The sequence below is a fragment of the Novosphingobium hassiacum genome (genome assembly GCF_014196055.1).
GTDB classification, from domain to species: Bacteria; Pseudomonadota; Alphaproteobacteria; order Sphingomonadales; family Sphingomonadaceae; genus Novosphingobium; species Novosphingobium hassiacum.
In genome coordinates this window covers 50075-63999 of sequence record NZ_JACICY010000011.1, presented here as the reverse complement: position 1 = coordinate 63999, position 13925 = coordinate 50075, and the positions used below count along the sequence as shown (strand labels likewise).

At 63.2% G+C, this 13925-nt stretch carries 15 protein-coding genes; 10 read left to right on the top strand and 5 right to left on the bottom strand.

Annotated features, from left to right (window positions below; genetic code table 11):
- Nucleotides 1–3: 3 nt before the first annotated feature.
- On the bottom strand, nt 4–1101 hold the full coding sequence (locus tag GGQ88_RS17465; RefSeq protein ID WP_183614752.1) for a fatty acid desaturase family protein: 1098 nt from the start codon (nt 1099–1101) through the stop codon (nt 4–6).
- Nucleotides 1102–1251: 150 nt separating this feature from the next.
- Between GGQ88_RS17465 and GGQ88_RS17460 the strand changes: the two genes are divergently transcribed.
- Complete coding sequence (locus GGQ88_RS17460; protein WP_183614778.1) at nt 1252–2409, top strand: N-acetyltransferase; 1158 nt, start codon at nt 1252–1254, stop codon at nt 2407–2409.
- An 82-nt stretch (nt 2410–2491) separates the two neighbouring features.
- Nucleotides 2492–2950 (top strand): response regulator, encoded by a 459-nt coding sequence (locus tag GGQ88_RS17455; protein WP_183614751.1) that lies wholly within the window; start codon nt 2492–2494, stop codon nt 2948–2950.
- 259 nt (nt 2951–3209) lie between these two features.
- Here GGQ88_RS17455 and GGQ88_RS17450 read toward each other — a convergent pair whose 3' ends face one another.
- Nucleotides 3210–3980, bottom strand: a complete 771-nt coding sequence (locus GGQ88_RS17450) for a Crp/Fnr family transcriptional regulator (protein ID WP_183614750.1) — start codon at nt 3978–3980, stop codon at nt 3210–3212.
- 123 nt (nt 3981–4103) lie between these two features.
- On the opposite strand from GGQ88_RS17450, the gene GGQ88_RS17445 reads away from it, so the two are divergent.
- Together GGQ88_RS17445 and GGQ88_RS17440 are read left to right on the top strand one after the other, a co-directional pair.
- Complete coding sequence (locus tag GGQ88_RS17445) at nt 4104–4466, top strand: response regulator (RefSeq protein ID WP_343057267.1); 363 nt, start codon at nt 4104–4106, stop codon at nt 4464–4466.
- An 87-nt stretch (nt 4467–4553) separates the two neighbouring features.
- Nucleotides 4554–5351, top strand: coding sequence for a response regulator (locus GGQ88_RS17440; protein ID WP_183614748.1), 798 nt, complete (start codon nt 4554–4556; stop codon nt 5349–5351).
- A gap of 37 nt (nt 5352–5388) precedes the next feature.
- Here GGQ88_RS17440 and GGQ88_RS17435 read toward each other — a convergent pair whose 3' ends face one another.
- Nucleotides 5389–7059, bottom strand: coding sequence for a CHASE domain-containing protein (locus tag GGQ88_RS17435; protein ID WP_183614747.1), 1671 nt, complete (start codon nt 7057–7059; stop codon nt 5389–5391).
- Between the two features lie 270 nt (nt 7060–7329).
- Between GGQ88_RS17435 and GGQ88_RS17430 the strand changes: the two genes are divergently transcribed.
- The 3 genes from GGQ88_RS17430 (at nt 7330) to GGQ88_RS17420 (ending at nt 9421) form a co-directional block, all read left to right on the top strand.
- On the top strand, nt 7330–7485 hold the full coding sequence (locus GGQ88_RS17430) for a NepR family anti-sigma factor (RefSeq protein WP_246386235.1): 156 nt from the start codon (nt 7330–7332) through the stop codon (nt 7483–7485).
- Nucleotides 7478–8110 carry a sigma-70 family RNA polymerase sigma factor gene (locus GGQ88_RS17425; RefSeq protein WP_183614745.1) on the top strand — a complete coding sequence of 211 codons (633 nt, stop codon included), beginning with the start codon at nt 7478–7480 and terminating at the stop codon, nt 8108–8110. Before GGQ88_RS17430 ends, GGQ88_RS17425 begins: the two co-directional genes overlap by 8 nt.
- A gap of 150 nt (nt 8111–8260) precedes the next feature.
- Complete coding sequence (locus tag GGQ88_RS17420) at nt 8261–9421, top strand: AI-2E family transporter (RefSeq protein WP_183614744.1); 1161 nt, start codon at nt 8261–8263, stop codon at nt 9419–9421.
- On the opposite strand, the gene GGQ88_RS17415 is transcribed toward GGQ88_RS17420, so the two are convergent.
- Nucleotides 9409–10023: a superoxide dismutase gene (locus tag GGQ88_RS17415; RefSeq protein ID WP_183614743.1), complete on the bottom strand. Its 615-nt coding sequence runs from the start codon at nt 10021–10023 to the stop codon at nt 9409–9411. The genes GGQ88_RS17420 and GGQ88_RS17415 overlap by 13 nt on opposite strands.
- A gap of 85 nt (nt 10024–10108) precedes the next feature.
- Nucleotides 10109–11416 (bottom strand): dicarboxylate/amino acid:cation symporter, encoded by a 1308-nt coding sequence (locus GGQ88_RS17410; RefSeq protein WP_183614742.1) that lies wholly within the window; start codon nt 11414–11416, stop codon nt 10109–10111.
- An 85-nt stretch (nt 11417–11501) separates the two neighbouring features.
- Here GGQ88_RS17410 and glmM point away from each other — a divergent pair, with 85 nt between their 5' ends.
- The 3 genes from glmM to thiD all read left to right on the top strand — a co-directional run bounded on the left by glmM (nt 11502) and on the right by thiD (nt 13924).
- Nucleotides 11502–12839: a phosphoglucosamine mutase gene (gene glmM, locus GGQ88_RS17405; RefSeq protein WP_183614741.1), complete on the top strand. Its 1338-nt coding sequence runs from the start codon at nt 11502–11504 to the stop codon at nt 12837–12839.
- Entirely contained in the window at nt 12839–13063 is a 225-nt protein-coding gene (locus tag GGQ88_RS17400) for a DUF1272 domain-containing protein (protein WP_183614740.1), read from the top strand. The genes glmM and GGQ88_RS17400 overlap by 1 nt, the downstream gene beginning before the upstream one ends.
- A 114-nt stretch (nt 13064–13177) precedes the next feature.
- Nucleotides 13178–13924, top strand: coding sequence for a bifunctional hydroxymethylpyrimidine kinase/phosphomethylpyrimidine kinase (gene thiD / locus GGQ88_RS17395; protein WP_183614739.1), 747 nt, complete (start codon nt 13178–13180; stop codon nt 13922–13924).
- Nucleotide 13925: the final 1 nt, after the last annotated feature.

Sequence of the window (13925 nt, the reverse complement as noted above, 5' to 3'; positions counted from 1 at the left end):
CCGTTACCCGCGCGGCAGCATCGTGCTTCGCGCCAACCGGCCGACCAGCGGGAACAGCCCCGGATAGTTCGACTTGTCGTACGTCGACTCCTGCCCGAGATGCGCCTTGATCCGGTGGTGCGCCTCGTTCAGCGAGTGATACGGCATCGATGGCAGCAGATGATGCAGCGCATGGTAGCGCAAGCCCACCGGTGCCCACAGCGGCGCCAGCAGCGCGGGCGGCGGCACGTTGACCGAATCAAGGAACTGCCCGGTTACGGTCATCGCCTCGCCCTCGTTCTCCCATAAATGCGCCACCAGCGTGCGCACCTGGTTGAGCATCGCGGTCAGTCCCATCACCGCGATGCCGATTGCCAGCGGACGCCACGAATGCGTTGCGCTCCACCCCAGCACGAACAGCGCCCAGGCCGATGCGCCCAGCTCCTGCCAGAACACCATCCGCGCAAAATCGCCTTCGGGCGGGCGGCGTCGGAATTCGGGATTAATCGAAAGCGACGATGCGCGCTCCCAAACCAGCTTGCGCAGCGGAGGAATGATCGCGCCGAGCGGAACCAACACAGCGAAGCGGATCAGCAGACCGATCGGCAACAGCAGTGATACGACGAGGAACAGCGGCAGCGACCACGGCTTCATCAGCGCGAGCGGCAGATACTCGGGGTCCTCCGCAGTACCATAGCGCGTCCGCGCATGGTGCAGCGTGTGCACGCCCTCGTACATTAACGACGGGGTCAGCATCGGGATGCCGACCAAGAGGTTCCATACAAAGCGGAAGCCCGGCAACGCGGTCTTGTGAATGTGCGTCAGCTCGTGGATGAACAACAGCGCGCGATACAGCGCCAGCGCAGCGACGACACCCGAAAGCGCTGCCAGCAATACGTTGTGAATCAGGATCGCGCCTGCCAGCGCCACATAACCGACCAGCGCGGAAACCAGCATGTCCGGCCAGTAGATCGCGGGCCGCGCCGTCGCGAGATCACGCGTCAGCTCGACGGCTGCGCGAAGCATGTCCTTGTCATCGGCGACCCCGGCCAGGCCCTTGGGCAAGACAGGTGCCGACGGAGCGACCGCCCGGAGTGGGCTGCGAGTATCGGTAGCGATCATGGCGTGAGTTCCATTAAGCCCTTGTTGAACCGGCATCCACCGATCATTTTTCGCCCAGCGCCCCCACTTGCGCTACGCGGCTTGACATTGCGCCAGATTGAACCGCAGTTCCCCGACGAAATCGGCTTACCCGCAAACAAAGGCAAGATCGTGGCTCAGGGCGAAGTAATCATCACGCCGGTCTCCGGCAAGAGCGACCGCAAGGCATTCATCGACCTCACCTATCGCCTCAATGCAGGGGATCCGGCCTGGGTCCCGCCGCTGCGGATGGAGGCCGAAGAGCTGATCACGCCCGGCAAGAACCCGTTTTTCGAACACGCCGATGTCCAGCTGTTCCTCGCGCGGCGTGGGCTTGCGGTGGTCGGGCGTATCTCGGCCCACATCGATCATCTCGCCATCGCGATGCCCACGTCGCAGGGCATGGGTCCCGGAACCGGCAACTGGGGTCTGCTCGAGGCAGAAGACGAAGCGGTCGCGCGCGCACTGATCACCCGCGCGGAGGCGTGGCTGCGCGAACAGGGCATGACCCGCGTTCTCGCTCCGCTGTCGATGTCGATCTGGGAAGAGCCGGGCCAGCTGATCAAGGGCTTCGATCACTCGCCGACGGTGATGATGGGTCACCAGCCCGAGCGTTACAACGACTACATTCTCGGCCTCGATTACCAGCTCGCCAAGACGCTCAACTGCTACGAGCTTGATATTCGGCCCGATTTTCCCCCGCTGATCCAGCGCATCATCGCCTCGGGCGAAAAGAACGCCAAGATCCGAATTCGCAACGTCGACAAATCCAAGTTCGATGCCGAAGCTGCACTGATCCTCGACATCCTCAACGATGCCTGGTCGGACAACTGGGGCTTCGTGCCGTTCTCGGAGTCCGAGATCACGTATGCCGGCAAGAAGTTCAAGCCGATCGTACGCGAAGACCTGATCATGATCGCCGAATACGAGGGCGAGCCGGTCGCGTTCATGATGACGCTGCCCGACCTCAACGAAGTGCTCAAGCCGATGGGCGGCAAGCTGTTCCCATTCAACTGGGCCAAGCTTCTGTTGTGGCTGCGCAAGCCCAAGGTCCGCACCATGCGCGTGCCGCTGATGGGCGTGCGCAAGCGCCTGCAGTCTTCGCGCCTTGCCAGCCAGCTGGCCTTCATGATGATCGAATACATCCGCCGCAACTCGATCCGCGATTATGGCGCGACCCGCAGCGAGATCGGCTGGATCCTTGAGGACAACCAGGGAATGAACGCGATCGCCGAAGCGATCGACAGCCACGTCAACAAGTCTTACGCGATATACGACAAGGCGCTCTGAGTTCGCCAGACACCAAGCCGACGCCGAGGAACTGGCACCAGCGCGCCAGCGTTCGGGCTACAGGTTGCAAGGAAACGAAAACGTGACGACGCCAGGCCACGACCGCGACAAGACGGGGAGGGTACGCCCCCGCCGCGCGCTCGGACCGGCGCTGATCGTCGAGGACGACAGCCTGATCGCGCTGGACCTCGCCGAGGCCTTGGCCGAAGCAGGTGCCGACCCCGTGCTGACCTGTCCCAGCATCGCCGAGGCCATGGAGGAACTGTCACGCGCAGTTCCCGCCGTGCTGGTGCTCGACGTCCACCTTGCCGACCGGGACGATGGCTGGGCGCTTGCCGAACTCGCGATGCAATTGGGCGAGGCGAAACCGCTGGTCCTGTTCACCACTGCGACGCCGGATTCGATCCCGGAATCGGCCCGGCGGCTTGGCCATGTCATCGCCAAGCCGTTTCGGACCGAAGACCTGATTTCCGTGATCTATCGCGAACGTCCCGCCGGACTGCTTGACCGCCTGCGCGGGGCTCTCTCCAAGCCTGGCTAAGCCAGGGCTCCCGGCTTGCCCCGTCATCCCCGGCCATACCCAAACGGATACGACCGGGGACTTCCGTTCCGCGAAAAAAAGGTCCCCGACGTTTCCGGCGGGGACCTTTCGGGATCGTATCACCAGCCGCTTGGACGGGAGGGGGGGTCTCGGCGGTGACAGACATAAAACGAGCCGCCAAGGCCGGAGTTCCCACGAGATTCAAAATTTTTTTGTCGTTTATTCTCAACGGCAAATAAGATTCATTATCCCATCGACATCAAATATATGGCCGTGGTCTGGCGCTCGCGACCCCGTCAATTCCAGCAAATTGCCGCGCCGCTGCCATATCGGGAATGCCGATGGACGTCAGCGTCCAGTCGACCAGCTGCAGCCGTCTCAGCGCCTGCAGCGTCCGGTTGGTGTGGACCAATGATAGCCCGAGCATATCGGCAATCTGTCCTTGGGTTATGGTGATCGCCAGCACTCCGTCGGGCGCAAGCCGCGTATCGATCGCGCGCTGCACCAGGAACACGGCAAGCGCGGCCAACCGCTCACGCGCATTGCGCTGGCCGAGCGAGACGATGTGCTCCTCGAGTGCCGACTCCTCGTGAGCAGCGAGCCAGGTCAAGTCGAACGACAGCTGCGGCTGGCTCGCGACCAGCTCGAAAAACCGTTCGCGCGCGAATACGCACAGCGTTGCCGACGTGACCGCTTCGACTTCGTGGCTCATCTCGCTGTCGACCGCCGATTGAAGGCCGATGAAATCGCCGGGAAACATGAAATTGATGATCTGGCGGCGGCCATCCTCCAGCAACCTGCTGCGCATCAGGATCCCGGAAAGCACGGTATAGAGCTGCCGTGGCCGCGATCCTTGCGTGAACACCACCTCGCCCCTGTCGTAACGCATCTCGCCCTGGCGGAAGGCTGCAATCCACCGACGCAATTCGGGCGAAGGCTGGCTCAGCCTCTCGTACGGCACGAGCGGGCACTGCGCGCAACGCTTGCCGCCTACCTGGACCAGTAGTCCTGCTTCATCCTCGCGTGCCATCGAAGTCCCCCTGCCCGCGCACGCCAAGCATGCACGCCGGTGCCTGTGCTATGTCAAATGACAGAGTTGGTTCCCGAAATGTGCCCTATCGCGCCGGCAAGGTTTTAGGGGGTCTGTTGCATCGTGTCACCAAGCGAGACTCAAACGCCGTTTGTGCTGGTTGTGGAAGATAGCGTTCTGGTCGCAATGGCGATCGAAGACGCCCTGCAGGAGCGCGGCGTTTCCGTGGCGGTCGCATCGACCCTCGCAGGTGCGATTGATCTTGTCGCTGCCCGCGTACCAGCCGCGGCGCTCCTCGACATACACCTTCCTGATGGCGAATCGCTCGATTTGGCGTCCCGCTTGTATGGCGCCGGCTGCGCCATTGCGATCAGTTCCGCTTTCGATGCCGACGCAATACCCGCTGACTTCGGTTTTGCCGTTCAGTTCCGTAAGCCGGTTTCGCCAGAAGTCTTGGCGGAGTGGGCTAGTGGTGTCATAGGATGACATGATTGCCGCACGTGGCAGCGTCGCGGGAACCGGATATGCGGTTCGACCGTTGTGGCGCACGATACCGTCCGGGAAGGGGTCCGCATGTCACTTGGTGCCAAGGTTGCCAATCAACTGCCTTATCTACGTCGTTACGCCCGCGCCTTGACCGGCAGCCAGACTGCCGGCGATTCATTTGTGCGCGCCACGCTTGAAGCCGCGCTCGCCGACGAAGGCTTGCGCGCGATCATCGGCGAAGGCCGGCCGCAGCTTTATCACACATTCAATCGCGTGTGGTCCACGGCCTATGTCGATACTGTCGATCGCTCGTCGGGCCTGCTCGGTCAGCATGAAGCTGCTGCGCAGGAGCGGCTTGCCGCGATGACGCCAGCCAATCGTCAGGCTCTGTTGTTGACGACGCTTGAAGATTTCAGCGTCGATGAAGCCGCCTACATCATGGATCGTGAGGCCGATGAGGTCGAGCGGCTGGTGCAGGACGCGATCTCCGAAATCGACCGCGAATCATCGACGTCGGTGCTGATCATCGAAGACGAGCCGCTTATCTCGATGCAGCTCGAAGACCTCGTCCGCTCACTCGGGCACGAGGTGTGCGGCATGGCCGCTACCCGTACCCAGGCGCTTGAAATCGTGCAGCGCGAACAACCCGGCCTCGTCCTGGCCGACATCCAGCTGGCCGATGGCAGCTCTGGGCTCGACGCGGTGGATGACATCCTGCGCATCGGTTCGGTGCCGGTGATCTTTATTACGGCTTATCCCGAACGCCTGCTGACCGGCGATCGTCCGGAGCCGACGTATTTGGTGACCAAGCCATTCCAGGAACAGACCGTCCGCACCGCAATCAGTCAGGCACTGTTCTTCGGGTCGAGCCGTCCGCTCGATTGACCTTCGCTAAATCTTTGTAGCCACAAGGCCGCGTCTGTCAGGCGCGGCCTTGTCGTATCGCGAAGTCGTTCCGGCGGCGCACCGGGATCAGCAGGATACAGCGCACGCCTTCGGCCTCGAAGCGCAGGTCGACCGGATTGCGCAACTCATGCGCCACGATCTTTTCGATCAGTTCGGTGCCAAACCCACGCTTGCGCTTTGTTTCAAGGTCGATCGCCGGACCACCGCGTTCGATCCATTCTATCCGCGCCAGATTTTCTCCGACCATCTGCCAGCTGATCGACACGCGCCCTTGCTCCACCGCGAGCGCACCGTATTTTGCGGCATTGGTCGCCAGTTCGTGGATCGCGAGGCCTAGCGACAGCGCGTCATTGGGAGCAAGCTCGACCTCCGGCCCTTCGATATCGAGATGGCGGTGGACATCCTGCGCGTAAGGGGCGAGTTCAGCCTTGATCACCATCGCCACTGGCGTCGTGCCCCAGTCGGACTGGGTGAGCAAATCATGCGTTGCCGACAGCGCGCGAATGCGACCTTCAAGGCTATCGGCGAAATCGGTCAGACTGGTGGCACGGCGCCTCGTCAGGGACACGATCGAGAGCACGTTGGCCAGAGTATTCTTGACCCGGTGGTTCAACTCGCGCGTCAACGAGTTGCGGATCGAGGATTGCTGCTCGAACCATGCGAGCGCGATGCGATCCTCCATCGCCTGTTGCGTCAGCAGCCGCGCCAGCACCAGCAGCAGCGTCGCGACCAGCAGCCCGAACAGCAGTGTCATCACCGACATCGTCGAAAGCATCGGCGTAGCCGGCGCTTCGATCTCGAGCAGGAACCGGTGGCCGGATATTTCCATCGGCCGTCGAATGACTTGCCCCGATACTTCGCTGGGCGCGATCGCAGCCATCAGCGTCAGGCCTGACGCATCCTGATCGTACAGCCGGATGCCTGCGCCAGACAAGTGACCGGCGTCGACTGACGTCTGAAGAAATTGCTGCGCATTGTAAGGTGAAAAGACATAGCCGCGAAGGTTGCGCGCGCCATCTTCGTTCGGAAGCGAAAACACCGGCATGAACACAAGGAAGCCCTGCGGCCCGCCTGGTCGCCCTTCCTGCTGAAGCACGACATGGCCTGTCGCAGTTGGCTGCCCGCTCCGCTCTGCCGCCTTCATCGCAGTGCGCCGCACGCTCTCCGAGGTCATGTCAAAGCCGACGGCGCGTCGGTTGCGTAGCGTATCGGGCTCGAGAAACATCACCGGTGTGACATAAGGCTGCGCGGGCGGTGGTGCCGGGCGAACGGTGAATCCGGCATCTGCGTCGCGACGCATGATGCTTTCCACCGTGGGAATATCGTCGCGGGAGACCTTCATCGCCCAGCCGATCCCGTCCGAGCCGACGTAGCGACCGTCGAGGTGCAGTTGGCGGATGAAGGTCCGGAACAGGGGTGCTTCGACCATCTGCTGTGTGGCGAACAGTGCCGCGCTCGCTCGCAGATAGGCCGCGTTGGCGTTGGAGCGGCGCTCAAGTCCTGACGCTATGGTTTGCGCGGTCTGCGCGATCAGCGCGGACTGCCGACGGTCCTCGGCAGTCTCGATCGCAAAGACGCTCAGCAGAGCTACCGCCATGGTAAGGCTGAATATCCCGACGGGTACCGCGCGCGGGAAACGCTCGTACCACCTCGGGCTCAGCTTCTTAGAGGCAAGAAGCTTCTCCATCGCGCGCCTGTGTCCTCCCTATGCAACTAACCGCCCGGATTGGTCCCGGTCCTTTAGTTGCACCAAATGTAACGCAAAGGAATGCCTATGCGCGTAGCAAAACGGGAACCGACAGGGGTCGATATCGTTCCACGTACGAAGGGCCATGTGTGATCGCTGTTTGAGCGGCCGCAGATGGTGTAGAAGCGCATCTGCCGCGCCAGCGGTCTTGTTTTTGGATTATCCCTGGAGGGGGAGGCGTTGTCAGAGCGAATGTCGAAAGAGAAACCGATGAATCCCGGTAACCCGCGCCGGAAGGGCGGCAAGCCACAATCGCCGGAATGGGCAGACGGTCTCAAGCGTCTGTACGATTCCGTCGTCGATGAACCGTTGCCCGACAGCTTCGCCAAATTGCTCGATCAACTGGACGATCCGTCGCATGGCTGATGAGGACAAGTCGCCAAGACCGGCTAGCGACCCGGTTGCGTTCAAACGCGACCTTACCGGAGTGATCCCGCACTTGCGCGCATTTGCGCGTGGTCTTTGCGGTCGCCCGGACCTTGCCGATGATCTCGTGCAGGAAACCCTGCTCAAGGCGTGGGCCGCGCAAGAACGGTTCGAGCCGGGCACGTCGATGCGGGCCTGGACCTTCGTGATCCTGCGTAACGCCTATCTCACCGACATGCGCCGCAACCGCTTCCGTGCCGATTACGACGAAACCGTGGCGGAGCGCATTCTCGTGGCTCCAGCCGCGCAGGAAGGCCCGATGCACTTGTCCGACATGCATCGCGCCCTGCTCACCCTGCCGCCGGAGCGCCGCGAGGCCCTGCTGCTCGTCGGCGCGGGCGGCTTCAGCTACGAAGAGGCCGCGCAGATCTGCGGTTGCGCGGTAGGCACGATCAAAAGCCGCGTCGGCCGTGCCCGCGCTGCACTTTCACAGATGATTGAAAGCGGCCAGATCCCGCGCCGCAGCACGGCCGACGCAGTGGCGCATTCCGCCATCATGGGCGAACTCGACCGTACGGTGCTGACAGGCCATCAGAATGACCCGGTCCTGACCGACAAGGACTGAGCGCGACCCGTGTGATCGGGGCTTTCCAGTCACGCCTCGTCATAATTCAGCGCAAGGTGAAAACGCGCACTTGATCGGCGGACGCTGCGGTGAAAGGAGAGTTTTCGCAACTCCAGCACCAAGGCCGCCTGTCAGGTGAACCAGCCCTTCATGCCCGCTTCACCGCCGCTCGAGCCGCCGTTTGTGGATGAGGCGTCCGATCGCCGGGTGCGTTTGCAGTCCGCGATCCTGCTGACGCTTGGGCTTGGCCTGTTTCTCGCGTTGCCGTTCGTCCTTTCGATCGGATCGGTGGTCTTTTTACCACCGGTGACGGCGATGATCTTCACGATCGTGCTGTCACCGCTGGCTGACCGCATGACGCGATTGGGCCTGCCCAACACGCTGGCGTCATTGTTTGCCATTCTCGCGCTCATCGCGGTCGTGGTGCTCGCGTTGCTGCTGATCCTGCAGCCCGCCTTCGTCATGGTCGATCAGGTGCCGGCGCTGGCGCGTCAGGTCGCAATGCGCTTTGCCGAACTACGCGGCAACCTGTCCTGGATTTCCGACGTCAATCGCCAGCTTGCCAAGATTACCGGACGCACCGCGCGCGAAGTCGTGGTTGCAACGCCGTCGGTGATCGAACAACTCGCTTTCGCCACGCCGAGCGTCATTCTCGAGATGCTGCTGACGCTGCTGATGACGTTCTTCATGATCGAATCGCGCATCCGCATGAAGCGTCGCATTTTGTTCGACCGGCATTCGTTCAGCGCGTCGGTGCGCCTCGCGCGAGTGCTGCGCGACGTGCAGGAGCGCGTTGGCAGCTATATCCTGACCGTGGCGCTCGTCAATTTTGTGATCGGCCTCATCGTCGCCGCAGGCGCATGGGCGTTCGGCCTGACCGCCCCGGTCATGTGGGGTGGCCTGGCTTTCGTACTCAACTTCCTGCCCTACATCGGGCCTTTGGTCATGATGGGACTTTTGGGTCTGGTCGGGCTTGGCACGTCGTCGAGCGTGGCCCTCGGCCTTGTGCCTATGCTTGCCTATATCGGCCTGCATGCGACAGAATCCAACGTTATCACGCCATCGATCCTCGGCGCGAGATTCACCTTGAACCCCGTCGCCATCCTGATCTCGATCAGTTACTTCTCGTGGATATGGGGTGTGCTGGGAGCACTGCTGTCAGTGCCCATCCTGCTGACGGTTTCTGCCCTGCTCGAACATATCGGCAGGCCCAACCTGGTCGGTTTCCTGTTTGGCGAGGCGCTTTTCCAACCGGGTCGTCTTGCCGGAATGGACGAAGACGACCCGGAAGAAACCCCTCAGCCCGGATAGGTCCAGACACCATCGCGGTCGAAATTCTCGCTCGCGAAGTCCCAGTTCAGATGGCGTGCGATCACCGCCTTGAGATATTCGGGGCGCAGGTTCTTGTGATCGAGATAGTAGGCGTGCTCCCACAGGTCGATCACCAGGATCGGCTTGGCATCGCCGGTCGCGAATGTCGCGGCATCATGCGTCTGCTCGACCGTGATCGCCTCGCCGCGCGCGACCAGCCATACCCAGCCCGACGCGAAATGCGCTGTGCCTTGGGCTTCGAGTTCGGCGCCCACCGCATCGAACGATCCGAACGAGGCTTCGAGCGCAGCCAGCAGTTCACCGGTCGGCTGCGATGATGCGGGCGTCAGACTGTTCCAGTAGAACGCATGGTTCCAGGCCTGGGCAGAGTTGTTGAACAGACCCTTGTCGCCCTTGTCCTGTGCACTGGCGATGATCTGTTCAAGCGTCGCATCGGCAAGATCGGTGCCCGCGATCGCCGCGTTTGTCTTGTCGACATAGGCTTTGTGGTGCTTGCCGTGGTGCGTTTGCAGAGTGGTTGCGGAAATTGCAGGTGCCAGCGCATCGTCGGCATAAGGCAGCGGGGGAAGTTGGATAGCCATTGTCGGTTTGGTCCTTGAGTGAAACGCGTTCACCCGCCCAACGCTTGAAGCCGCGGTCGGTTGCCCGGCCCGGCGGCGCAGAGCTTCAGATCGTCGCCTCAGGGCTGCGACGAGACCGACGATCGACCGCAGACGTCACCGCGACGTCGAGCGTAACGTTGCCCAGCGTGCGCATCAGATCGGGCAGCACCTCAACTGCTACCAGCAGCGCCAGCGGCGCGAGCGGCGCGTTCATCGCGATCGCGATGGGGCCAACCGAAGCGACGAAGCTGATCGAACCGGGGAGGCTCACCGAACTCAACGAGACGAGGATCGCCACGACCCAGGCCGAGAACATCAGCATCGGCGTCAGCGTGACTCCGTAAAGGTGCGCGACATAGATCGCGACCGCCAGGTTCATCGCCGGGCTCGTCGCGCGGAACAGCGCCACCGCCAGCGGCATCACGAACTCCGACGTCGTCTCGCGCACCCCCAGTTTGCGGCAGGCGCCCAGCATCGCGGGTAGCGACGCCAATGACGATTGCGTCGATAGCGCAATCGTCTGCACCGGCAGCATCGCACGGGCAAACGCGCCCAGCGGCTGGCGCGCAATGACCACGGCGAACACATAGCCCGCAATCAGCACGACCGACCCGGTAAGCACGACGATAATGACATAATGCGCCAACGCGCCGATCGCGGCGATCCCGCTGGTTGCGGCCACCGCCATGCTCAGCGCGAACACGCCCAGCGGCGCGAGCGCCAGCACCCAGCCGATCACCACCAGCATGGCGGAGGCTAACGCGGCAAAGAACGTGGTCATTACCTCGCGCTGCGGCCGGGCCAACCGTCCGACCGCCAGCGCAAACACCGACATGAACAGGATCAGCGGCAACATACGGTCGTTGGCCGCAGCGTCGATCACGTTGGTCGGCACAATCGAGCGCAGGAACTCGGCGACACCCGGCACCGGTCCGGTCGGCGCTGCAACAAGACTGGTGCGCAGCGCAGCGCCTGCTTCGGCAGGAACGGGCAAAAGCGTCAGCAATGCAGGCGTGACCAGCAACGAAATACCCGCGCTGAACGCCAGGAATCCCAGAAACATGCCAAGGCTGCGCCGCGCCATTGCGCCCGCACTGGCCATCGCCACGGCCTGCGTGACGCCGGTAAACAGCAACGCAGCGACCAGCGGCACGATCGTTGCCTGCAGGCCGCGCAGCCACATCTCGCCGATGGGCTGGACCCATGTCGTGATAAGCGGAAGACCCTCGGGTGCGAAGAACGCAACCGTCAGCCCCCCGACTAGCCCTGCGACCAGACCGACAAAGGTCCATAGCGCGGGGACCTGCGCAATCGGGGGAAGCGCGGTCGGTGAAGCTTGCGCGGATGATTTTTCGGAATTTGGTAAGGTCATCTTGAGATGACATTAGCTATGTCGCGTCCCATAGCAATGCAGCACGCCGCGCCGCGCGGCCCAGACAGCGAGGAAATAGTTTCCGATGGCACGCAAGTTCTTCGGCACCGATGGCATCCGTGGCCGGACCAATGCCGGCGTAATGACCGCCGCCACCGCGATGAAGGTGGGGCAGGCCGCCGGGACCTATTTCCAGCGCGGCGATCACCGCCATCGCGTGGTCATCGGCAAGGACACGCGCCTGTCGGGCTACATGATGGAAAGCGCGATGGTCGCAGGCTTTACCTCGGTCGGCATGGACGTCGTCCTGCTCGGCCCGATGCCCACGCCTGCCGTCGCGATGCTGACGCGGTCGATGCGCGCGGATCTGGGCGTGATGATATCGGCCAGCCACAACCCCTACGAGGACAACGGCATCAAGCTGTTCGGGCCCGACGGATTCAAGCTGTCTGACGAAGCCGAGCTCAGCATCGAAGCCTTGCTCGGTCAGGAAATGGAACTGGCCGATGCCACACAGGTCGGCCGCGCGCGGCGGATCGAGGATGCGCGCGGGCGCTACATTCATGCGGTCAAGGCGAGCCTGCCCGACAACGTTCGCCTCGACGGCCTGCGCATTGTGATCGATTGTGCGAACGGTGCAGCCTACCACGTGACGCCCTCGGCGCTGTGGGAACTGGGTGCCGAAGTCATCGCGATGGGGGTCGAACCCAACGGCAAGAACATCAACCTCAATGTCGGATCGACCCATCTCGATGCGATCAAGGATAAAGTCCGCGAAACGCGCGCCGACATCGGCATTGCCCTCGATGGTGATGCCGACCGGCTGATCGTGGTCGACGAAAAGAGCCAGACGGTGGACGGTGACCAGATCATGGCGCTGATCGGCACGCAACTGGCAGCGCGCGGGGAATTGCGCGGCGGCGGCGTGGTGGCCACGGTGATGTCGAACCTCGGCTTGGAGCGCTATCTCGGCGCGCAGGGGCTGACACTGGAGCGCACTGCGGTCGGCGACCGGCATGTTCTCGAACGAATGCGGTCGGGCGGGTTCAACGTGGGTGGAGAACAATCGGGCCACATGATCCTCACCGACCACGCGACGACCGGCGACGGCACGGTGGCCGCGCTGCAGGTGCTGGCAGCGCTAGTCTCGTCGGGCAAGCCTGCAAGTGAATTGCTCCACCTTTTCGACCCGGTGCCGCAACTGCTCAAGAATGTTCGCTTTGCCGGCGGCAAGCCGCTTGAGGTCGACAGCGTCAGGCAAGTCATCGCCGAAGCCGAGGCGCAACTGGCCGGTCGGGGCCGTCTGGTCATCCGCCCCTCCGGCACCGAACCCGTCATTCGCGTGATGGCCGAGGGCGACGATGCCGCCGAAGTCGAGGCGGTGGTCGACACGATCTGCAACGCCGTACGCAAGGCCGTCTGATGCTCGAGATGCGCCCCGACTGCGAACGCTGCGGCAACGACCTTCCGGCGCAGGCACCCGGCGCGTTCATCTGCTCGTTCGAATGCACCTTCTGCGCGGAGTGCGCGGATGCGCTCGACGATCGCTGCCCCAACTGCGGTGGCGAGCTGACGGACCGCCCGACCCGCTCGAAGTCGTTGCATGGGAAGCACCCGCCTTCGACCGAGCGCAAGTTCAAAGGGTGAGGTTTGCGCGGCATCCTTCGACAGGCTCAGGATGAGCGGAGGGTAGCCGGAATGCCAAATAAACTCGCTCATGCTGAGCTTGTCGAAGCACGCGCGCTCCCGTAGCCCCAAGACATGACCCCTCCCCGCATCCTTTCCATCGCCGGTTCCGATTCCAGCGGCGGCGCCGGTATTCAGGCCGACATCAAGACCGTCACCATGCTCGGCGGCTACGCGATGACCGCAATCTGCGCGCTGACCGCGCAGGACACGACCGGAGTTCGTTCGGTCATGGCCGTCGATCCGGAGATGGTCGCAGCGCAGATCGACGCCTGCGTCAACGACATCGGCGTCGATGCGGTGAAGATCGGCATGCTTGGGGCCCCCGAGATCGCAGCAGTGGTGGCCGACCGGCTCGAACGCCTGTCCATCCCCATCGTGTTCGACCCGGTGATGATCGCCACCAGCGGCGCGGCTCTCGCAGATGCCGCGACGATTGCCGCGTTCGAGCGGCTGATGGCGCTGGCGACGCTGACCACGCCCAATGTGCCCGAACTCGAAGCGCTCGGCGGTGACCCAGGCATGCACGCGCGCCGCATCGCCTATATCGCCAAGGGTGGCGATGCGCTCGGGCCGGAGGTCATCGACCGGCTGGTGATCCCCGGCCAGCCAGAGAAGCTCTGGACCGCCCCCCGCATCGACACCCGCCACACCCACGGCACCGGCTGCACGATGTCCAGCGCCATCGCCACGCTGCTCGCACGCGGTGCTTCACTAGAGGCTGCCGTCGAAGGCGCGCGCGCATTCGTCCGCGCAGCCTTGCTGGCAGCTCCGGGGTTCGGCGCAGGCCACGGCCCGCTCGGCCATCAGGCGGTGCGTTGAT

What these genes read in the sequence shown, in the direction of transcription:
- GGQ88_RS17465 (WP_183614752.1), bottom strand. Translation starts at nt 1,101, where the DNA reads ATGATCGCTACCGATACTCGCAGCCCACTCCGGGCGGTCGCTCCGTCG.
- GGQ88_RS17450 (WP_183614750.1), bottom strand. Translation starts at nt 3,980, where the DNA reads ATGGCACGCGAGGATGAAGCAGGACTACTGGTCCAGGTAGGCGGCAAG.
- GGQ88_RS17440 (WP_183614748.1), top strand. Translation starts at nt 4,554, where the DNA reads ATGTCACTTGGTGCCAAGGTTGCCAATCAACTGCCTTATCTACGTCGT.
- GGQ88_RS17435 (WP_183614747.1), bottom strand. Translation starts at nt 7,059, where the DNA reads ATGGAGAAGCTTCTTGCCTCTAAGAAGCTGAGCCCGAGGTGGTACGAG.
- GGQ88_RS17430 (WP_246386235.1), top strand. Translation starts at nt 7,330, where the DNA reads ATGAATCCCGGTAACCCGCGCCGGAAGGGCGGCAAGCCACAATCGCCG.
- GGQ88_RS17425 (WP_183614745.1), top strand. Translation starts at nt 7,478, where the DNA reads ATGGCTGATGAGGACAAGTCGCCAAGACCGGCTAGCGACCCGGTTGCG.
- GGQ88_RS17420 (WP_183614744.1), top strand. Translation starts at nt 8,261, where the DNA reads ATGCCCGCTTCACCGCCGCTCGAGCCGCCGTTTGTGGATGAGGCGTCC.
- GGQ88_RS17415 (WP_183614743.1), bottom strand. Translation starts at nt 10,023, where the DNA reads ATGGCTATCCAACTTCCCCCGCTGCCTTATGCCGACGATGCGCTGGCA.
- GGQ88_RS17410 (WP_183614742.1), bottom strand. Translation starts at nt 11,416, where the DNA reads ATGACCTTACCAAATTCCGAAAAATCATCCGCGCAAGCTTCACCGACC.
- glmM (WP_183614741.1), top strand. Translation starts at nt 11,502, where the DNA reads ATGGCACGCAAGTTCTTCGGCACCGATGGCATCCGTGGCCGGACCAAT.
- GGQ88_RS17400 (WP_183614740.1), top strand. Translation starts at nt 12,839, where the DNA reads ATGCTCGAGATGCGCCCCGACTGCGAACGCTGCGGCAACGACCTTCCG.
- thiD (WP_183614739.1), top strand. Translation starts at nt 13,178, where the DNA reads ATGACCCCTCCCCGCATCCTTTCCATCGCCGGTTCCGATTCCAGCGGC.